This is a genomic window from Streptomyces sp. SP18CS02, assembly GCF_036322365.1.
Lineage (GTDB): Bacteria > Actinomycetota > Actinomycetes > Streptomycetales > Streptomycetaceae > Streptomyces.
In genome coordinates this window covers 1-20,405 of record NZ_JAQYXC010000281.1, presented here as the reverse complement: position 1 = coordinate 20,405, position 20,405 = coordinate 1, and the positions used below count along the sequence as shown (strand labels likewise).

General features: G+C 74.4%; 14 protein-coding genes. 2 read left to right on the top strand and 12 right to left on the bottom strand.

What is annotated here, in order from left to right:
* Window positions 1–77 precede the first annotated feature (77 nt).
* Window positions 78–575: a RipA family octameric membrane protein gene (locus PUR26_RS15195; RefSeq protein WP_329872890.1), complete on the top strand. Its 498-nt coding sequence runs from the start codon at window positions 78–80 to the stop codon at window positions 573–575.
* Here PUR26_RS15195 and PUR26_RS15190 read toward each other — a convergent pair.
* The 7 genes from PUR26_RS15190 to PUR26_RS15160 are packed head-to-tail and all read right to left on the bottom strand — an operon-like array spanning window position 553 to window position 8,857.
* Window positions 553–1,602, bottom strand: coding sequence for a lysylphosphatidylglycerol synthase domain-containing protein (locus PUR26_RS15190; protein WP_329872889.1), 1,050 nt, complete (start codon window positions 1,600–1,602; stop codon window positions 553–555). The two genes, PUR26_RS15195 and PUR26_RS15190, sit on opposite strands and share 23 nt — an antisense overlap.
* A complete protein-coding gene (locus PUR26_RS15185; RefSeq protein ID WP_329872888.1) occupies window positions 1,599–3,056 on the bottom strand; it encodes a glycosyltransferase family 4 protein in 1,458 nt (485 codons plus the stop codon). The genes PUR26_RS15190 and PUR26_RS15185 overlap by 4 nt, the downstream gene beginning before the upstream one ends.
* Window positions 3,053–4,273, bottom strand: a complete 1,221-nt coding sequence (locus tag PUR26_RS15180) for a glycosyltransferase family 4 protein (protein ID WP_329872887.1) — start codon at window positions 4,271–4,273, stop codon at window positions 3,053–3,055. The genes PUR26_RS15185 and PUR26_RS15180 overlap by 4 nt, the downstream gene beginning before the upstream one ends.
* Window positions 4,274–4,300: 27 nt before the next feature.
* The gene (locus tag PUR26_RS15175; protein ID WP_329872886.1) at window positions 4,301–5,392 is read right to left on the bottom strand and encodes an endonuclease/exonuclease/phosphatase family protein; all 1,092 of its coding nucleotides are present in this window, start codon (window positions 5,390–5,392) and stop codon (window positions 4,301–4,303) included.
* Window positions 5,389–6,348, bottom strand: a complete 960-nt coding sequence (locus tag PUR26_RS15170) for a UbiA family prenyltransferase (RefSeq protein ID WP_329872885.1) — start codon at window positions 6,346–6,348, stop codon at window positions 5,389–5,391. Before PUR26_RS15170 ends, PUR26_RS15175 begins: the two co-directional genes overlap by 4 nt.
* Window positions 6,349–6,365: 17 nt before the next feature.
* The gene (locus PUR26_RS15165; RefSeq protein ID WP_329872884.1) at window positions 6,366–7,418 is read right to left on the bottom strand and encodes an NAD-dependent epimerase/dehydratase family protein; all 1,053 of its coding nucleotides are present in this window, start codon (window positions 7,416–7,418) and stop codon (window positions 6,366–6,368) included.
* The gene (locus PUR26_RS15160; protein ID WP_329872883.1) at window positions 7,412–8,857 is read right to left on the bottom strand and encodes an aspartate aminotransferase family protein; all 1,446 of its coding nucleotides are present in this window, start codon (window positions 8,855–8,857) and stop codon (window positions 7,412–7,414) included. The genes PUR26_RS15165 and PUR26_RS15160 overlap by 7 nt, the downstream gene beginning before the upstream one ends.
* A gap of 252 nt (window positions 8,858–9,109) precedes the next feature.
* Between PUR26_RS15160 and PUR26_RS15155 the strand changes: the two genes are divergently transcribed.
* Window positions 9,110–9,934, top strand: coding sequence for a response regulator transcription factor (locus PUR26_RS15155; protein WP_329872882.1), 825 nt, complete (start codon window positions 9,110–9,112; stop codon window positions 9,932–9,934).
* 83 nt (window positions 9,935–10,017) lie between these two features.
* Here the strand turns inward: PUR26_RS15155 and PUR26_RS15150 are convergent, their stop codons facing one another.
* From PUR26_RS15150 to PUR26_RS15130, 5 genes are all read right to left on the bottom strand, one after another.
* Window positions 10,018–10,704, bottom strand: a complete 687-nt coding sequence (locus PUR26_RS15150) for a 4'-phosphopantetheinyl transferase family protein (protein WP_329872881.1) — start codon at window positions 10,702–10,704, stop codon at window positions 10,018–10,020.
* Window positions 10,701–11,558, bottom strand: a complete 858-nt coding sequence (locus PUR26_RS15145; RefSeq protein WP_329872880.1) for a metallophosphoesterase family protein — start codon at window positions 11,556–11,558, stop codon at window positions 10,701–10,703. The genes PUR26_RS15150 and PUR26_RS15145 overlap by 4 nt, the downstream gene beginning before the upstream one ends.
* Entirely contained in the window at window positions 11,555–12,334 is a 780-nt protein-coding gene (locus tag PUR26_RS15140; RefSeq protein ID WP_329872879.1) for a thioesterase II family protein, read from the bottom strand. The genes PUR26_RS15145 and PUR26_RS15140 overlap by 4 nt, the downstream gene beginning before the upstream one ends.
* Before the next feature lie 94 nt (window positions 12,335–12,428).
* The gene (locus PUR26_RS15135; RefSeq protein ID WP_329872878.1) at window positions 12,429–12,884 is read right to left on the bottom strand and encodes a nuclear transport factor 2 family protein; all 456 of its coding nucleotides are present in this window, start codon (window positions 12,882–12,884) and stop codon (window positions 12,429–12,431) included.
* Between the two features lie 17 nt (window positions 12,885–12,901).
* Window positions 12,902–20,405 (bottom strand): SDR family NAD(P)-dependent oxidoreductase (locus PUR26_RS15130; protein ID WP_443077082.1); only part of this gene is annotated, 7,504 nt, incomplete at its 5' end.

The following is a 20,405-nucleotide window of genomic DNA, read 5'->3' as shown; positions in this document are numbered from 1 at the left end:
CGGGGCATGCCCGGACCGGAACGGGACGGCAAGGACCTGAACGCGACGAGGCGTCGCCGAACGAGGGGGGCAGGCCCATGGAAAGCCTGTGGAACGTCCAGCACAAACCACCCGCGACCAGCGAGGAGCGGGAGACGCGCGCCATAATTCTGGAGCAGTACAAGATCTGCGTGGAAATGGCCGACCGCGTCAGCGCCAGGCGTTCCCTGGCGAATACTTTTTTCCTTACACTCAATACCACGGTCCTGACCGCTGCCGGAGCCCTTGCCGCTCTGGATCTCTCCGGGCGTCCCTCGATGCTCGCCTTCCCCGCTGCCGTGCTCGTGGTGCAATGCCTGGTCTGGTTCTATCTGGTCAAGTCCTACCGACAGCTCAATACCGCGAAATACCGCGTCATCGGCGCACTTGAGGAGAGGTTACCGGCGTCGCCCTATTGGAAGGCGGAGTGGACGGAGCTGGGTGAGGGGCGCGACCGCTCGCGGTACTGGCCCCTGACCCATGTCGAGCAGTGGGTGCCGTTGCTCTTCGCGGTGTTCTACGTCGGGGGGTTCGTCATTCTCGCGCTCGCTCCTTGAGGCGCTTCGCGGCCGGGCGGGCGGAGGCGAGCATCATGACCGCGGTGATGAGGAGTTCGGTGAGCAGGCACACCGCCCGGCTCGCGATCGCCACCGCACCCGCCGCCGCCACCGGCAGCACCTGCGACAGCGCGCCGATCAGCAGCAGCTCCCGGACGAACGCGCCGTCCGGCAGCACGATGATCAGGGTGGAGACGACCGTGGTCAGGGCGAACGCGCCCACGGTCACCGTCAGCGACTCCCCCGCCGGAGCCCCCAGAGCCAGGGCCAGCGCCCAGAGGTGGAGGCCCGAGACGAGGCGGCAGGCCAGCTGCCAGCCGATCGCCGCCCGGATGTCCGTGCCCGAGCCGGCCGAGGTCAGCTCGCGCCGCAGCAGCCGGGCCGCCGCGACGGCGGCCCGGCCGACCACGGCGGGCCGCGCGAGCACCCAGACGAGCAGGGCGGCGGGAGCGGACAGCAGCCAGCCCCAGGAGCCGAACACCCCCGGTCCCGCGAGCGCGCCGACCACCAGGCCGGTCAGCAGGATCACGGGGATGTTCAGGAGGAACACGGCGACGGTGGTGAGACCGCTGACCCCGGCACGGCCCGCCAGCCGCGCCTGGGTGAGCACCACCCAGAACGGCCCCGGCAGGTACTTCGCGCTCATGCCGATGAAGTAGACCCGGGCCGCCGTGCCCACGGGCAGCCGGTGCCCGAGGTCGGCGAGGATTCCGCGCCACGACAGCATGGCGCACACCAGCGCCAGTACGTTCAGGGCACACGAGGCCAGCAGGAACGGAACGGCCTCACCGGTGACCAACGGGCGGGCCGAGGACCAGTCCTGGTCGCGCACGGTCCAGTACAGGGCGACGGCGATGGCGATGGCCAGCAGACAGCCGGTGACGGTCCGCAGGCGGCCGCGGGCGGCCGGCCCGGGTGGCTGCCCGGGCCGCTGCCCCGTCATCCGGTCGGGGCCACCGGCACCGGGCGGCGGGCCGGTGCCGGCGGGCGGCGGCGCGGGTTCGGTGTGTTGCCTCTGCTCGTTCACCGTGCCGCGCCCTCCCCCGAAACCAGCGCGTCCTCGTACACGCGGAGCGTGGCCGCTATCGTCGCCGGCCAGCGGAAGGTCCGCCGGACGTGCTCACGGCCGCGTGCGGCGAGGGCCTCGGCCTGTTCCGGGTCGGCGAGCAGCGCCCCGACCAGGGCGGCGAGTTCCGCCGGATCGTCGCGCTCGGTACGCAGGGCCGCGGGATGAGGACCGTCCCCTGTGATGATCCGGGAGAAGCCCGGCCCGAGGACGACGGGGACGCCGAGGGACATGGCCTCGACGGACACCAGGCCGAAGGGCTCGTACGTCGAGGGGAAGACGCAGACGTCGGCGGCCAGGTAGTGCCGGTGGACCTCGTCCGCGGGAAGGTAGCGGTGGTAGACGTGGACGCGGTCCCGGATGCCGAGCCGCTCCACCAGCCGGTCGACGGCGGCACTCTGGCCCGTCCCCTCAAGGCCCACGCCGAGGACGAACAGCCGGACGCCCGGATGGTCCCGGGCGAGCGCGGGGAGGGCGCGCAGCAGCGTGTGGACGCCCTTCACGGGGCTCAGGCGCCCGGCGAAGACGAGGATCCGGGCGTCCGGCGGGAGTCCTGAGGCGGTGGCGAGTTCCTCGCGGGCCGTCTCCCGGTCCGCCTCCGCGCCGCCCCCGCCCGGCCCGCCGTCCGGGTGCGGTCCCGCGCCGGCGGCGTCGGGGGTCTCGTGGCCGTGCGGTACGACGCTGATCCGGCCGGGCTCCCAGCCGTGGCGGACCACCAGCTCCCTCATCTCGGGAGTCGGGACGACCACTTGGGCCGCCAGCCTGCTCAGCAGCCGCTGGCTGCGTCCGATGAGCCCGAACGGGTCCGTCATGTCCGGTGTCGCCGTCATGGTCGCCTCGGTGTTGTGCACGTGGTAGATCACCGGCAGCCGCAGCAGGGCGGCCGCCAGGATGCCCACCGGGGCGCTCTGCCAGTCGTGCACCGCGACCACGGTGCCCCGACGGCGTGAGCACAGCAGGGAGAGCAGCGTCGCCGCGTTGAAGTGGAGCAGGGCCAGCGCGAAGACGGCGCGGCCGCCGGCCGAGAGCCGGTCGCCCGGGGCCAGCAGCCGCCGCTTGAGGGCACGCGGCATGCGCGGCCGGGTGATGGTCAGGCCCTCGTGCCGCTCCCGGTGCGGCAGGTCTCCGGGGCAGTTCATGGTGTGCAGCGCGAGACGGAGGCCGGGGCGCTCGCGCCGGATGCCCCGGACGAAGCGTTCGGCGTACTCGGCCAGTCCGCCCAGGTTCCACGGCGGGTACTGGTGGCAGACCACGGCGACGCGCCGCAGGGCCGGCCCGCGCGCCGCTCCGGCGGGACCCGACCGGCGGGGCTCCTCCGCGGGAGCCGGCCCGCGCGCCGCTCCCGCGGGGGACGTGCCGGCGGACCCGGGCGCCGCCGCCGTGGGAGCCGGGCCGCGCGCTCGTTCGGTGCTCACGCCGCGGACCCGCCGGGCCGGCGGCCGATGAGGGCGCCGAAGGACTCCTCGTGGAGGTCGAGGAACGCCTCGCCGCCGAACAGCTCGATCGCCTTGCGCCGTCCCTCCTGGCGTTCGGCGTCCGGCAGCTGGGCCATGTCGAGGATCGCCCGGCGCAGCCGCTCGGGGTCCCTGGGCGGTACGAGCCGGCCGAAGCCCGTGGCCTGGACGGGGAACCGGGAGCCGGCCAGGTCGGTGGTGACCGAGGGCACGCCGGTCATCATCGCCTCGACCTGCACGATGCCGAACGACTCGGAGACCGACGGCAGGGCGAAGACGTCGATGGAGGCGTAGAAGTCCTTGATGGTCTCTCCGCGCAGCAGCCCCAGGAACCGGACGCGGGCGTCGTCGCCGGCGACGGCCCGCAGCTGTGCGATGTTGCTGCCGCCCGCCACGGTCTCGTAGTCGCCCGCGACGAGCAGCCGGGCCTTGGGGTCGTCGATCCCCCGGAAGGCCCGTATCAGGTGGTCGATGCCCTTGTCCTCGGCGATGCGCCCCATGAAGCCGACGTGCAGACCGCTGCCGTCGCGCAGGCGCGGGGTGCCGCCGTTGCGGTCCACGCAGGGGGAGGCAATGGCACGCAGCGGCCGCCGCCGGATGGTGGGCCAGATGCGCGAACCGCGCGCCTGGTCCTCGCTGTTGACGATGACCAGGTCGGCGCGGCGTACGGCGGTGCGGGCGATGGCGTCGGCGACGCGCATGCCCAGCCGGTTGACCGGCCCGTCCGGCAGGAAGGCGTCGATGTGATAGGTCGTCACCAGTCGGGCGCTGGAGCGCAGCGCGGCCACGAACGCCGCCTCGGGCATCGGCTGGTGCAGGTGCAGCAGCGCGGACCGGGCGGCGAGCCGGGCGGTCAGCAGCGGCAGTCCGGGCGCGAGGAAGCCCCTGCTGACCCTGGCGAGTACGGGTGCCCGGAAGACCTGGACGCCGTTGATCACCTCGTGCGTGGGCAGTGTCGGGTCGTGCCGGGCGCAGGCCACGGCCACCTTCCAGCCGCGGGCCGCGAGCCCCTCGGCGGTGTTGCGGGCCGCCTCGGTGAGGCCGCTGACGTACGGCGCGTAGTAGTCCAGCACGACCGTCACGTCGAATGTCTCGCTCGCCCCGGGCCGGCCCCCGGGCTCCCGGGCCGGCCGGCGGACGGTGCCCGTCGCCCGTGCGCCTGTCGTTCGTGTGCGCATCGTTGAACTCCTCTTCTGCGTTCCTCGTCAGGTCTGGATGGAGATGCGGATGTCCTGGGCCATGTGGTCGGAGAAGCCGTGGCCGTCGCGGAAGCGGTAGCCGGTGACCCGGACGTCGTCCGTGCTGAACAGCCAGTCCAGGCGCCACATCCGGGGCAGTGCCAGGCCGGAGGCCGGCCAGGACCAGGCCGTCGGGGCGCCCTGTGGGTCGCGGCGTTCCAGCCCGTCCTCCAGCCGCAGCAGATGGGGCACCCAGGCGGAGTTGAAGTCCCCGGCGGCCAGGGCGGGCAGCGGGTTGCGGGCCAGGTCGGCGCGGAGGGCGCCCAGTTCGGCCTGCCGCCGCTGGTGCTGTTCGCGGGTGAAGCGCAGGAAGCCGGCCGAGAAGGGGGTGCGTTCGAGGTCGATCGGTACGGCGAGGTGGATGTTGTAGAAGGACACCACCTCGGCACCGATCCGGATGTCGGTGCGCAGGATCCGGCTGCCGCGCCAGTCGGTGTCCGCGCCGTCGAGCAGCCGGGTGGCGGTGACGGGCAGCCGGGAGAGGGTCACCAGTTCGCTCTCGGCGGCCACGTGGTAGCCGGGGAAGGCGGCGCGCAGCCGGTCCAGGTCGTCGACGCGGACCGGCTTGCCGTCCTTCCAGTACAGGTACTCCTGGAGCAGGTAGATGTCGGCGCGCTGGTCGCGCAGATAGGCGTAGAAGGCGTCGGGGTCGTCGCTCATGTGCCAGTAGTCGGTGTTCCAGGAGAAGACCTTCACGGTGCCCGTCCCCGTCCCGGTGCCGCCCGTCACGGACCCGGTGAACGCCCCCGGTCCGACTCCGGCGAGCGGCGCGCCGGCCAGGAGCAGGGCGAGCAGTGCCGCTCCCAGGGGGCGGCGTACCGGTCGCGCCAGCGGTGTGAGGGCGAGCAGCAGCACCGGTACGGCCACCAGCGCCGGGGGAGGCATGGTCTCGACGACGAGCCAGGGCCACCAGTTGCCCGCCAGGAGCACGTGGAGTGCGAGGAAGGCCGCCCACAGGGCGGTGGCCGCCACGAGCAGCCGGGTCCCCCGGCACCACCGTGCGCGCCGGGCGGGGCGCGCGGTGGCCCGGGGCGGCCGCTCGGTGGCGAGGGGGTTCACTGCATTCCGCCGTGCACGACGGCCTGGACGCCCGCCCATATCAGGACGTTGAGGACCGCGGCGGTGACGATGACCGGGTCGCGCACCAGGGTGAGGACGGGGTCGGATCCGCCGCCGGAGACCGTGACGAGCTGCATGTACCGGAAGAGTCCGAGGAGCGTGAGCGGCAGCAGCAGGGGCGCCGCCCACACGCCGTACGGCGGTTCGTAGCTGTTGAGGAAGAACAGCAGGGTGGTGACGCCGAGCCCGGCGCTGAGCAGGACCAGCTGGTCGAGGAGCTTGGCGTTGTATCCCTTGAGCGCGGGGCGGTGGGCCTGGTCGGCCAGTTCGAGCTCCCGGCGGCGCTTGCCGAGGACCACGACGACGGCGAGGAGGAAGACGCCGAGGGTGGGCCACCAGGAGGTGTCCAGGGCGACGGCGACGTATCCGGCGACCAGGCGCAGTCCGAAGCCGGCCGCGACGAGGAACACCTCCAGTACGGGGACGTGCTTGAGGCCGTAGCCGTAGGCGGCGTTGATCGCGAGGTAGGCGCCGACCGGCCAGGCGAGTCCGGGCTCGACGACGGCCACCAGGCCGGCGAGGGCCAGGAGCAGGACGGTGCCGAGGGCCGCGGCGGCGGGGACGCCCAGCCGGCCCGAGGCGAGGGGGCGGTGGCGTTTGACCGGGTGACGGCCGTCGCGCTCGCGGTCGGCGATGTCGTTGGCGATGTAGACGACGCAGGAGGCGAGGACGAAGACGACCACGGCGGCCGCGAGTCCGACGACGCCGCGGCCGGTCCACACCTGGGGGTGCAGCAGCGGCAGCGGCACCATGATGAGGTTCTTGACCCACTGGTAGGGCCGGGTGAGGGCGAGCAGCTCGCGCGGCGTGCCGCGCGGGGGCCGGCCGGCGGGCGGGTCCGGGGCGAGGGCGGGCTCGGCCGGGCGGGCCGACTCCTGCAGGGGTGTGCCGGACATGGTGTACCTCCTGGTGGCTAGAAGAAGACCTTGGCCAGACCGAGGGCGCCCTGCCGCCAGGGCTCGTTGCTGGTGCGCTCGCCTCCCCGGCCGGTGCGCTCGCCCCGGTGCGAGCGCCACCAGTCGTAGGTCTGGAGGATGGCGCCCCGGTTGGACAGCCGGGGGACGAAGCCGAGCCGTTCACGTGCCTTGTCGACGCTCACGTACGAGTCGGCGAGCAGTTTGGACACGAGCCGTCCGTAGACGGGCGACAGGCGGGAGCGCTCCAGGGCGCGCAGGGCGGCGACCGCGGGACGGGCCGGGACGGAGACGACGCGCCGGCCGTGGCCTGCCGCGTCGAGGACGCTCTGGAAGTCCTCGCGCAGGGTGCCGAACTCGGCGGCTCCGATGTTGTACGTGTCGTTGGCGACGGCGCCCGGTGCCCGCAGGACGGTGGTCACGGCGTCGACCAGGTCGTCGAGGCCGAGCATCTGGATGCGTACGTCACCGCGGCCGAGGACGGGGAAGTGACGGCCTTCCTCGGCCCACTGGAAGAGCATGTCGAACAGGCCCATGCGGCCGGGGCCGAGGAAGGTCTTGGGCCGCAGCACCGGCAGGCACATCCCGTCGGCGCGGTGGCGTTCGGCGATCTCCTCGGCCGCCGCCTTGGCGGCGCTGTAGGTGTCGACGGGTTCGCGGGGGTGCTCCTCGGGTGTGGGCACCCGTCGCGGCAGCCCGTACACGGCCGTCGAGGAGATGTGGACGACCCGGGGTATCCCGGCCGCCGCGGCGGCCCGCAGCACGCTCGCGGTCCCGTCGACGACGACGGAGCGGATCTGGTCGGCCGGGTAGCTGGGCAGTGCGGAGGCGCAGTGCACCAGCGCGTCGACGCCCCTCACCGCTTCGGTGACGGCCCGGCCGTCGCGGATGTCCCCGGTGAAGGCGGTGAGGCGAGGGGCGGGGGCCAGCGGGCGGACGTCCAGGGCGTGGACCTCGCGGCCCTCGGCCCGCAGCCGGGCGACCAGGTGGGCGCCGAGCACCCCGGCGGCGCCCGTGACCGCGATGCGGGTGGGCAGGCCGTCGGTCACCACAGGGTGCTCACCCGTTCGCGGACGAACCGGGTGAGGAGCTTGGTCATGCCCTGGGAGAGCGTGGCGTCCAGCGCGTCGAGGAACGTCTCCACGTCGGCGGGTTCGGCGACGAGGGGTGGGCTGACGACCAGGGGGCTGCGGCCGTTGAGGGTGTAGTAGGTGTAGATGCCGTGGTTGCGGTAGAGGGCGTCGACCACCGCGGAGGTCACGATCTTCGTACGCAGCAGGGGGTCCTTGGCCGGCCCGCCGGTGGGGAGTTTGGCCAGCACGTCCAGCACGCGCGGGCCGCCCGAGAGGAACACCCCGTAGAGCGCGCCCGCCCCGCGCACCTCGGCGATCAGGTCGGGGTGGGCCTTGCGGATGCGTTCGAGGCCGGGGGCGAGGACGCGTTCGATGGCGCGCGCCCGGCCGGGGAAGTCGTCCTCGACGGCGACGGCGATCGCCTCGATGGCGGTGGCCGTCTCCTCGCCGAAGCCGTAGTAGGTGGTGCTGGTGGACTGCAGCATGGCGTCGGTCATGTTGTCGTACGCCTTGTGGAACACGGGTTCGCGGGCGACGAACGCGGAGACCGAGGACTTGCCGCCGCCGAACGACTTCGAGGTGGTGACGATGTCGGGCACCAGGCCGGGGTGGCGCATGAAGTGGAACATGGTGCCGGTCTTGCCCCAGCCGGTGTAGATCTCGTCGAAGATCAGGACGATGTCCTCGGCGGTGCAGATCTCCCGCACTCCCCGCAGGAATTCCTCGGAGCACCAGCGCATGGTGGAGGCGCTGAACGGTTCGACGAGTAGCGCGTACACGTCGCTGCGGCCGTCGGCGCGGCGGGCGGCGGCGACGGCGTCGCGTACGGAATCCAGGTCGTCGTACCGGAAAGTGACGATGCCCGGAATGGTGGGGAACGGGAAATGGCTCTGGGCCCCGCCGGTCAGACCGCCCGATCCCAGCAGCTTGCCGTGGAATCCGATGTCGGAGCGCAGGATCCGGCCGCGCTTGCCGCCGTGGTACTTGTGGGCGAGCTTGACGGCTCCTTCCACGGCTTCCGCGCCCGAGTTGGGAAGGAAGGACATGCGCAGATCTCCGGGGAGTATCTGCGCGAGGTTATGGCCGAGGGCCGCCAGATAGGGCGAGAAGAAGGTCTTGTGGACCTCCATACGGCGCTCCTGCTGGAAGCGCTGCCGGGCGGCCACGATCCGCGGGTGATTGTGGCCGTGGTTGAGGACTCCGACGCCTCCGGTGAAATCCAGGATGCGCCGGCCGTCCCGGGTGTGGATGTGGACTCCCTCGGCGTGGTCGGCCAGTTCATGGCCGAAGCCGAACGACGTCATGAGCCGGACCTGGCTCCGGTTCACGTACTTCCGATAGAGCTCGTGAACCTCGCCCACATCCAATTCCTCGGCTTGGTCCAGCGTGATGAGCCTGTCCGACAATTCGTCCGTCACGACGACCTCCAAAAGGTTCGCTTCTCCGCGTCCAGAACGCTACGGGCGGCGGCTTTCCGGGTCGTCCTGTGTACGTTGGAAGTTGAAGTCGTTCCAGGGGTGGAGCGACGTGCTTCCTACAACTTCTGCGGTAGCCGGGACTCCCGCGATTGTGTGATGTGTACGTGACAGGTGGCCACTACGCTGCATGCGTCGAAGAGGTCCTAGGCGCGGGGCCATGCGTGAAGTCAGTCGTCAAGGAAAGGCTTCTCCATGAGTCCGAGCACGCCTGTCCCACCGCGATTCACGGATGACGCGGATGACGCGGATCCCATCAGAGTTCTCATCGTGGACGACCAGTTCCTCATACGCGCCGGCCTCGTGGCCCTGCTCCACACGACACCCGGAATGCGGGTCGTGGGCGAGGCGTCGTACGGCGAGGAAGCGGTGACCCGCGCGGCCCAGCTGGCACCCGATGTGGTGCTGATGGACGTCCGGATGCCCGGTATGGACGGGATCACCGCGGCCGAGCGGATCCTCGCCCAGAGCCAGAGCGACCCCCCGCCCCGCGTCCTGATCCTGACCTCGTTCGACCTCGACCACTACGTGCACGCGGCGCTGCGGGCCGGCGTCTCGGGCTTCCTGCTCAAGAGCGGGGACCCCGAACGGCTGCTCGCCGCGATCACGGCTGTCGCCCGCGGTGACACCGCGTTCGCGCCCAGTGTCTCGCGGCGGCTGATCGAGGCGTACGTGCGGCGCACCGATCCGGCCCCGGGCGCGCCGCCGCCGGCCCGGCTCGGTGTCCTCACCACGCGTGAACGCGAGGTGCTCCGGCTGACGGCGCGCGGCCTGTCCAACGCGGAGATCGCCGAGAGCCTGGTCATCAGCGAGACCACGGTGAAGTCCCACCTCAACCGCACGATGACCAAGCTGGCCCTGGGCAGCCGCGCGCAGGCCGTCGTCCTCGCCTACGAGACGGGCCTGGTCACCCCGCGCGGGCTGGCCCCCTCCCTGCGTCTGCCGGTGGCGCCGCCGGCCGAGCCGGCTCCGGGACCCGACGAGCCCGCCGCCCGCGCGGCCACCCCCGCGACGCTGTGAGCGGGGGGGCGGACCGGGCCCCGGGCCGCACGGGCGGCGCCGCGGCCGCCGCACCGGACGGGGGCGGGCGGCGCTTCCCGGGTTCAGCCCCCGGTGCCGGACAGCCGAGCCGATGTCACCGCGATCGCGGTGACCAGCAGGCCCTTGGACGCGAGCCACCGGCCTTCGAGCCGGTCGATCGCCGGGCCGCCGGCCGGCGGCCGGTACGGCAGCCGGATCCGCGCGGTGAACGCGCGGGTGTCCAGGTCGAAGGAGATGTCGGCGTCCTCGAACTCCAGGCGCTGCCCCGTGAAGGGGTACCAGCTCTTGTAGACCGCCTCCTTGGTGCTGAACAGCAGCCGGTCCCAGTGCACCTCGGGCACCGTGTCGCGCAGCTTGCGCACGAGCCGCTGTTCGTCGGGGAGCGCGATGGCCTCCAGGACGCCCTCGGGGAGCGGGGCGTCGGGTTCGGCGTCGATGCCGAGCATGACCGTCCCGGGCGCGCGGGCCACCACCGCGGCACGGTAGCCCGCACAGTGCGTGATGCTGCCGAGTACCCCGTCGGGCCACTGGGGGGCGCCGTGGCGGCCGGGCAGGATCGGCACCGCGGGCAGGCCGAGCGTGGTGAGGGCCTGCCGGGCGCACCAGCGGGCGGTGGTGAACTCGCGTCGCCGCGTCTCCACGGCGTTCTCGACGAGCCGGGCCTCCTCCGGGTGGAGGACACCGGGCTCGGGTACGTCGTCGAACGACTCGGACACGGCGACGCTGTGGGGGAGTATGTGCTCGATCATGAGGTGGGGGCCTCCGACGGGGGGATCTCGGGCAGGATCTGGCGCAGCCCGGTACGGGGGTGGCCGGGCCTGCGCCACTCCCGCGGATAGCCGACGGACACCTCTTCGAAGCGCACGCCGTCGTACCAGGTGGTACGCGGAATGTGCAGGTGCCCGTAGACGACGGCACGGGCCCGGAAGCGGCGGTGCCAGTCCGCCGTCTGCACGGTGCCGCACCACTGGGCGAAGTCGGGGTAGTGGAGGATGTTCGTGGGGTCGCGGACCAGCGGGAAGTGGTTGACGAGGACCGTGGGCAGGCCGGGGTCGCAGGCCGCCAGGCGCCTCTCGGTCTCGGCGACGCGGGCGTCGCACCACGCGTCCCGGCCGGGATAGGGGTCGGGGTGCAGGAAGAACTCGTCCGTGCAGACCACGCCCTTCTCCCGGGCCATGGCCAGCGACTGCTCCTTGGTCTCGGCGCCCGGCACCCGGAAGCTGTAGTCGTACAGCACGAACAGCGGTGCCACGGTGACCGGCCCGCCTGGCCCGTCCCACACGGCGTACGGGTCCTCAGGGGTGAGGACGCCGAGGCCCCGGCAGACCTCCACGAGGTGGTCGTACCGCTCCTGCCCGCGCAGTTGCAGCGGGTCCTGACGGGGGGTCCACAGTTCGTGGTTGCCGGGCGCCCAGACGACCTTGGCGAACCGGTCGCTCAGAGTGGACAGAGCCCAGGCGATGTCCTCGGAGAGCTCGCCGACGTCACCGGCGACGAGCAGCCAGTCGTCGTCCGACGTGGGCCGCAGCCCCTCGACGATCTTGCGGTTCTCGGTGTAGGCGACGTGCAGGTCGCTGATGGCCAGCAGTCTGCCCCCGCTCATGCCTCACCCGCCCGGTGCGCCGCCGCGCGGACGTCGCGCAGCTGCGCGGCGACCGTCTCCATCACGGACGGGGCGTGCGCGTTGAGGTAGAAGTGCCCGCCGGGGTAGGTGCGCAGGTCGAAGGAGCCGTCGGTGTGCTCCCGCCATGCCCGCGCCTCCTCGGCGGTCACCTGTGGGTCCCGGTCGCCGGTGAGCACGACCACCGGGCAGCCGAGCGCGGGTCCCGGTTCGTACCGGTACGTCTCCACCGCCTGGTAGTCGCTGCGCAGCGCCGGCAGCAGCATCTCCACGACCTCCGGCTCGTCCAGGAGCCGGTCGTCCGTGCCGTTCAGCTTCTTGACCTCGGTGATGAGCCCGGCGTCGTCCCGCAGGTGCACGTCCTCGGCGCGTACGCACGAGGGAGCGCGGCGGCCCGAGGCGAAGAACGTCAGCAGCCGGACGCCGTCGCGCTCCAGCCGGCGCGCCACCTCGTATCCCAGGACCGCGCCCATGCTGTGGCCGAAGAAGGCCAGCGGACGGTCCGTCCACGGGCGGATCTCCTCCACCACCAGGTCGGCGAGTTTCGACATGTCGCCGACACAGGGCTCTGTGCGCCTGTCCTGCCGCCCCGGGTACTGGACGGCGAGGACCTCCATCTCGGCGGACATCCTCATCGACATGGGGTGGTAGTAGGTGGCCGCGCCTCCCGCGTGGGGGAAGCACACCAGGCGGACGGGGGCGTCCGACGGATGGAAGCGGCGGATCCAGGCCCCGGTGTCCCTGGGCGTACTCGTCATGGCTCCTCAACATCCCTTCTTGAGCCGCAAGGTGATGGCCGGTCGGTCCGGCCCCGGCCGCCCGCCGGCCTCGTGGCCGGCGGGCGGGCGGCGTTCAGCGGTCCCGGCGTTCGCCATCCGCTCCCAGGGGCGACCACCACTGGTCGTAGTTGGTCGACCCGTCTCCGAAGAAGCCGGCGATCCCCTCGACGATCAGGCCGTCCGACCAGCGGAACACCTGCACGCCGACAGCGTCCAGGACGTCGTAGGGCGAGGTGCTGCCCTCGGGGGCGCCGGGGCGGACCGCGTGCACCTTCACCACATCCATCGACTCGTTCCCGTTGATCATCGAGGTGACCAGTTCGACGTCGAACTTGCCGCCCGCCGCCGCGGTCAACGATCGACGGAACGCCAGGAGATCGTCGAGGCCGACACGCCAGCCGGCTTCGGCGTGCCGTCCGGGGACCTGGAACCGGACGTCCTCGGACCAGTACTTGACCGCCTCCTCGCGGTCGCAGGAGACCAGGGCCACGTACGCCTTCTCGATCAACTCGGGTGTCACCGCGGTCATTTCGTCAGCTCCATTTTCTATTCCTGTTCCATCACTGGAAACGTCCGGCCCGCGCGCGGATGTTCCGCGGCCTGGGCGAGCCATGCGTGGACGGTCTGTGCGGCGGGACCCGCGTGCTCCTCCAGCATCGAGAAGTGGTCCCCTGGCGTCCGCCGCACCGTGGCGGCGGGTGCCCAGGGGATCTTCGGGCCGGTCCCGGCCGGTGTCCCGGCGGATACCGCGCCGGCGGGCGACGCGGTGCCGGGCAGTGCTTCGGCGGCGCGGAGGAAGAGGGTGGGGGCGGTGAGCCCGCCGGGCGACCACTCCTCGAACACCCGGAAGTAGGCGCCCATCGCGGTCAGCGACTGGGCGTCGGCGGCCTCCCGCTCGCCGCGCCGGCCGAACAGTCCTTCCGTGAACGCGGTGACCAGGCGGTCGTCCGTCTCGCTCTGGAGGTAGGTGTCCAGCAGCACGACGGCTCGCGGCCCCTCCCCCGAGCGTTCCAGCCGGGCAGCCACCTCGTGCGCGATCCAGCCGCCGGAGGAGTAGCCGACGAGGGCGACGGGAGCGCCGTCCGCGTACCGCCGTACGGCCTCGGTCTGCGCCGTGATCACCGCGCCGAGGTCCGCCGGCAGCCGCTCGCCGGGCCGGAAGCCCGGCTGCGGCAGCGCCACCACCTCGCGCCGTCCGCGCAGGGCCGCGGCGAACCTGGCGTACTGGTGCGGACCCGACAGGGCGACCACGGCCGGGAAGCAGACGAGCGCGGTCCCGCCGTCGCCGCCCCGGGCCAGCCGCACCGGCCGGGGCCGCTCCCCCGCCCCGTCGGCGTCGCCGAACGAGGGCAGGAACCGGGAGGCCACACGGAGCAGTTCGATCCCGTCCGGCGTACGGCCCGCCGCCCGCGCCCGGTGGAACAGCGCCGCGACACCGTCAGCGGCGGTTTCCGGCGCGGCCGCCTCCGGCGCGGCCGGGCCGTCGGGGGCGGCCGCCGCGAGCTCCTCACCGAGGTGACCGACGAGCGCCGGCAGCGTGGGGTGGTCGAACACCACGGTGGCCGCCAGCCGCAGGCCCGTGCCCGCGTCCAGCCGGTTGCGCAGCTCCACCGCGGTGAGCGAGTCGAGGCCCAGCTCCAGGAAGGAGGCGTCCTCGGCGATCGCCGCCGTCGAAGGGAAGCCGAGCACGGCCGCCACCGACGAGCGGACGAATGAGGCGAGCGCCCGCGCCCGTTCGGGTGCGGGCAGTTCCCCCAGGGGCCGGGCGGCCGGGGCGTCGGACGGCCGGGCGGCCGCCGCGCTCCCCGCGCCACCGGTCGGGGGCCGGCGCACCAGGCCGCGCAGCAGCGGGGGAAGCGCCGGGCCGCCGTCGAGCGCGCGCAGGTGCCCGGGGTCCGTCCCCATCGGCACGAGGACGGGCTCGGGCGCCCCGAGCGCCGCGTCGAACAGGGCCAGTCCCCGCTCGGACGTCAGGGGGACGAGGCCGCCGCGCGTCATCCTGCGCAGCTCCGCCTCACCGGTCATCCCGCCGCGCCGGTCCGGCTCGTGGGCGCGGTCCGGCTCCTCGGTCCCGTCCGGTTCGTCCGCCGGGGCCCAGGGGCCCCAGGCCAGGGAGAGGGCCGCCAGCCCGCGCGCCCGGCGGTGCTGGGCCAGTGCGTCCAGGAAGGCGTTGGCGGCCGCGTAGTTGGCCTGACCGGGCGCCCCCAGGGTGCCCGCCGCGGAGGAGAAGAGCACGAACGCCGACAGGTCGAGACGGGCGGTCAGCTCGTGCAGGTGCCAGGCCGACACCGCCTTGGCCCGCAGTACGCGTTCCAGACGTCCGGGCGTCAGCGACGCCACGACGCCGTCGTCCAGCACGCCCGCGCAGTGCACCACGGCGGTCAGCGGACGCTCCGCCGGGACGGTGGCGAGCAGACCGGCGACGGCGGCGCGGTCGCCGATGTCGCAGCCGGCGACCTGCGCCGATCCGCCCAGCCGCTCCACCTCGGCGGCCAGGGCCGCCAGACGCGGGTCGTCGGCGCGGCGGCCCGCCAGCAGGAGGTGCCGGACGCCGTGCCGGGCCACCAGGTGCCGGGCCGTCAGCCGGCCGAGGGCGCCCGCCGCTCCGGTGACCAGCACCGTGCCGTCGGGGCGGAACGCGGGATCCGCGGACGTCCCGGAGGCCGCGGCGTGGGTCAGCCCGGGCACCCGCAGCACGCCCTCGCGCACCGTCACCTGCGCCTCGGCGCAGGTGACGGCGTGGGCCGCGGCCGCGGGGAGGGCCCGCCACGATGCGTCCCGGCCGTCCACGTCGACCAGCGCGACCCTGCCCGGGTGCTCGGAGGCCACCGACCGCAGCAGGCCCCACACCGCCGCGTGGGCCAGGTCGGGGACGTCCTCGGTGGCCGAGGCGGCCACCGCTCCCCTGGTGACCACGACGAGGCGGGAGGCGTCCCGCCCCGGGTCGGCGAGCCAGGAACGCACCAGCTCCAGGGCCGCGCCGGCGGCTTCCGTCATGGCCCGCGCGGTCCCGCCGGCCTGTGCGTGCGCTCCGGCCGGATCTCCGAGGAGGGGTACCAGGACGTTCCCGGCCCCCTCCGGGAGGGCTTCGAGGTCCCCGGCCGGCGCGACACGGGCGCCGTGCTCCCGCAGGGCCCGGGCGGCCGGCCCATCGGCCGGCCCCAGCACCGTCCACGCCTCCGTCACCGGCGCCGTGGCCGCGGACGGATCGGCGGGGCGCGTCCAGTCGACGCGCAGGAGCGACCGGTCGAGGGCCGCGGGCGGGGCGGCCAGGGGCCGCAGGGCCAGCGCCGCCACCGAGGCGACCGGGGCGCCGGTGTCGTCGGCGAGCTCCAGTGCCACGGTGCCGGTGCCGGTCTCCGTACCACGGCCGGCTGCGGCATCCGCTGCGGTCGCGTCGCCGGCTTCGGCGAGGCGCAGCCGTACCCGCAGGGCCCGCGCGCCGGTGCGGTGGAGCCGGACGCCGCGCCAGGAGAAGGGCAGCTCGGTCCGGCCGGATCCGTCCTCCCTGCCGAGTCCCAGCGCGTGCAGGGCCGCGTCGAGCAGGGCCGGGTGCAGACCGTACCGTCCCGCGTCGGCGGCGGGGTCGGGCTCCGCGAGCGCGACGTCGGCGAAGAGCTCCCGGTCCAGGCGCCAGAGCGCGCGCAGGTTCCGGAAGGCCGGGCCGTAGGGGAGTCCGGCGTCGGCCAGCCGTTCGTAGCCGTCGGTGAGGTCCACGGGCCGCGCCCCGGCCGGCGGCCACTGCGGGGGAGCGGCGGACGGCTCGGGGCCGGCCGCGGTGAGCGTGCCGACGGCGTGGCGGGTCCACCCGTCGTCCGGCCGGGCGTCCGACGGCGTGCCCGACCGGGTGTCCGGCAGCCGGGCGAAGACGCTGAAGGACCGCCTGCCGTGCTCGTCCGGTCCGCGCACGGAGAGCCTGAGCTCGGTGCGGCCGGTGACGGGGACGGGGAGAGGGGCCTCCAGCACGAGGTCCTCGACGGCCGGGCTGCCCAGCTCGGCGCCGGCGCGCAGCGCCATCTCGACGAAGGCGGCCCCGGGCAGGACCGCCGCCGCGCCGACGCGGTGCTCGGTCAGCCAGGGCGTGGTCCGCGCGTCGAGGGAGCCGGTGAACACGGCGCCTTCGACGTCCGGGGCGGACACGGCCGGCCCCAGCAGGGGGTGCTCCCGCCGGTCGTGCGCCGGGGCCGCACCGGCCGCGAGCCAGTACCGCTCGCGCTGGAAGGCGTAGGTCGGCAGCACCACGCGCCGCGCGCCCGAGCCGCCCATGACGGCTTCCCAGTCCACGGCCACTCCCCGGACGTGCAGTTCGGCGACGGCGGCGGTGAGGGCCCGCGGCTCGGGCGGACCGGGGCGCAGTACCGCGACGGCGGCGCGCTCCCGGTCGGCCAGGCCGTCGCGGACCAGCGCGGTGAGGGTGGCGTCCGGGCCCAGCTCGACGAAGGCGGTCACACCGTCGGCCTCCAGCCGCGCGACCGCGTCGCGGAAGCGCACCGGCCGGCGGAGCTGTTGGGCCCAGTACTCCGGTGAGCGGAGTTCGGCCGCCGTCGCCGGGAGGCCGGTCACCGTGGAGACGACGGGGAGGACCGGCTCGTCGAAGGTCAGCCCCCCGGCGATCCGCCGGAACTCGTCGAGCATGCCGTCCATGTGCGCGGAGTGGAACGCGTGGCCCACCCGCAGCCGCCGGGTCCTGCGGCCCGCCGCCGACAGACGCGCGACGACCGCGTCGACGGCGTCCGCGTCCCCGGAGACCACGACGGAGGAGGGCCCGTTCACGGCGGCGAGGGCGACCCGGTCCGTCAGGAGCGGCAGGACCTCCTCCTCCGGCGCCTGTACGGCGGCCATCGCGCCGTGCGCCGGCATGGCCTGCATCAGCCGGCCCCGCGCCGCCACCAGCGTGGCGGCGTCGGCCAGGCCGAGGACGCCGGCCGCGTGGGCGGCGGCGAGTTCCCCGACGGAGTGCCCGGCCAGGACGTCCGGTCGTATGCCCCACGCCCGCAGGGTGCGCACCAGCGCGACCTGGATGGCGAACAGCCCGGCCTGGGTGTACTGGGTCCGGTGCAGCAGCGCGGCGTCCTCGCTGCCCTCGGCGGCGAACAGGACATCGCGCAGCGGCCGGTCGAGCAGGGCGTCGAAGGGGGCGGACACCTCCTCCAGGGCGGCCGCGAACACCGGTTCGGCGGCGGCGAGTTCCCGGCCCATGCCGGTGCGCTGGCTGCCCTGGCCGCTGAAGAGGAAGGCGACCTTGCCGTCGGTGGCGCGAGCGGTCATCACGTCGGCGGCGGCGCCGTGCGGGTCCCTCTCCCCCGGCCCGGCCGGCTGCCCCGTCGTCCCCCCGGCGGCGAGCCGCCCCAGCGCGGCCATCAGCCCCGCGCGGTCCGGGGCCACGACGGCCGCGCGGTGGGCGAAGGAGGACCGGGTCGTCGCCAGGCTCAGGGCGATGTCGGCGTCGGCCACGGCGGGCCGTTCGGCCACATGGTCCAGCAGCCTGCGGGACTGCTCGCGCAGGGCCTGCTCCGTCCTGGCCGACAGCACCCACGGCAGGGTCCCGGCCGGCCGTGCCGCCCCGGGGGCGGGCGCGGGGGCGGACGGCTCGGTCGCGGACGGCTCGTCGGGGTCGGGGGCCTGTTCGATGATGGCGTGCGCGTTGGTGCCGCTGATGCCGAAGGAGGACACCCCGGCCCGGCGCGGCCGGCCGGTGGCCGGCCACGGCGTGGCCTCGGTCAGCAGCCGCACGGCGCCGGACGACCAGTCGACGTGGGGGGACGGACTGTCGACGTGGAGGGTACGGGGCAGGGTGCCGTGCCGGATCGCCTGCACCATCTTGATGACGCCGCCGACTCCCGCGGCGGCCTGGGAGTGGCCGATGTTCGACTTGAGCGAGCCCAGCAGCAGCGGCCGGTCCTCCGTCCGCTCCTGGCCGTAGGTGGCCAGCAGCGCGTGTGCCTCGATCGGGTCGCCCAGCGTGGTGCCCGTGCCGTGGGCCTCGACCGCGTCGACCTGATGCGCCGTCAGTCCGGCTGCAGCGAGGGCCTGGCGGATGACCCGCTGCTGCGCGGGTCCGCTGGGCGCGGTCATCCCGTTGCTGGCGCCGTCCTGGTTGACGGCGCTGCCCCGTACGACGGCCAGCACCGGGTGCCCGTTGCGGCGCGCGTCCGAGAGCCGTTCCACCAGCAGTACGGCGACGCCCTCGCCCCAGCCGGTGCCGTCGGCGCCGGCCGCGAACGACTTGCACCGGCCGTCGGCCGACAGGCCCCGCTGCCGGCTGAACTCGACGAACGGCCCCGGGGTCGCCATGACGGTCGCGCCGCCCGCGAGCGCCATGGAGCACTCGCCCGAGCGCAGGGCCTGCGCCGCCAGGTGCAGCGCGACGAGCGAGGACGAGCAGGCGGTGTCGACCGTGACGGCGGGGCCTTCGAGGCCCATCGCGTACGCCACCCGCCCGGAGGCGACGCTGCCCGCCGTGCCGGAGCCGAGGTAGCCCTCGACGTCCTCGGGCGCGCTCTTCGCCCATGAGCCGTAGTCGTGGTACATCACCCCGGCGAAGACCCCGGTGTCGCTGCCGCGCATCGAGGACGGGTCGATCCCGGCCCGCTCGAACACCTCCCAGGAGACCTCCAGGAACAGCCGCTGCTGCGGGTCCATCGCGAGGGCCTCGCGCGGGCTGATCCCGAAGAACCCGGGGTCGAAGTCGGCCGCCCCGTCGAGGAACCCTCCGTGGCGGGTGTAGAACGTGCCGCGCGCGGAGGCGTCGGGGTCGTAGAGGCCGTCGATGTCCCAGCCCCGGTCCCGGGGCATCTCGGTGATGGCGTCCCGCCCGGACAGGACGAGGTCCCACAGGTCCTCCGGGGACACCACGCCGCCCGGATAGCGGCAGGCCATGCCCACGATCGCGATCGGCTCGCCGGCGGCGGAGGGCGCGGGCCGCGGGCCGGCCGCGTCCGCCGGCGCCCGGGTGCCCAGCAGCAGCGCCCGCAGCCGCGCGGCGAGGTCGCCGGGGGTGGGGTGGTCGAACACCAGCGTCGTGGGCAGCCGCAGGTCCGTGGCGGCGCCGAGCCGGTTGCGCAGTTCGATCGCGGCCAGCGAGTCGAAGCCGAGCTCGGAGAACGGGCGGTCGTCGCCCACCTCCTCCGGTCCCCCGTAGCCGAGGATGGCCGCCGCCTCCGCCCGGACGAGGTCGGTGAGCTCCCGTACCTGGTCGGTCCCGGGGAGCGCGGCGAGTCGCTGGGACGGGGTGAGGGGCGCGCCCCCGGCCGTCGGTCCGGCCGGGCGGCGCCGGCGTCCGGGACGGGCCAGCCCCCGCAGCAGCGCGGGTACGGTCGCGGTCGCGCCGGACAGCTTGCGCGGGTCCAGGTGGAGCGGCGCCACCACGGCCCGGGTCCCGCCGAGGGCGGCGTCGAACAGCGCCAGGCCCTCGTCGGCCGGGATCGGCCGCATGCCGAGCCCGGCGAGCCGCCGCCGGGTGGGGTCGTCGACGCCCGCGACCATGCCGGACGTCCCCTCCCACAACCCCCAGGCCAGGGAGAGCGCCGGCAGACCGCGGTGGCGGCGGTGCTCGGCGAGGGCGTCCAGGAAACCGTTGGCGGCGGCGTAGTTGGCCTGTCCGGGGGCGCCGAGGAGACCGGCCGCCGAGGAGAACAGGACGAAGGCGGACAGGTCGAGGTGGGCGGTCAGCTCGTGCAGGTGCCAGGCACCGTCGGCCTTCGGCAGCATGGCCCGGTCGACGCGCTCGGGCGTCAGGGCGCCGATCACCCCGTCGTCCAGGGCGCCGGCGGCGTGCACGACCGCCGTCAGGGGGCGCTCCGCCGGTATGTCCGCCAGCAGCGCGGCCAGGGCGTCGCGGTCGGCGGCGTCGCAGGCGGCGACGGTGACGTCGGCGCCGAGTCCGCGCAGCGCGGCGGCGAGCTCGGCCGCGCCTTCGGCGTCCGGGCCGCGACGGCTGGTCAGCAGCAGGCCGCGTACGCCGTGCGCGGTGACGAGGTGCCGGGCCAGGAGCGCCCCCAGGGCGCCGGTGCCACCGGTGATCAGCACCGTGCCGTCCGGGTCGAGCCGG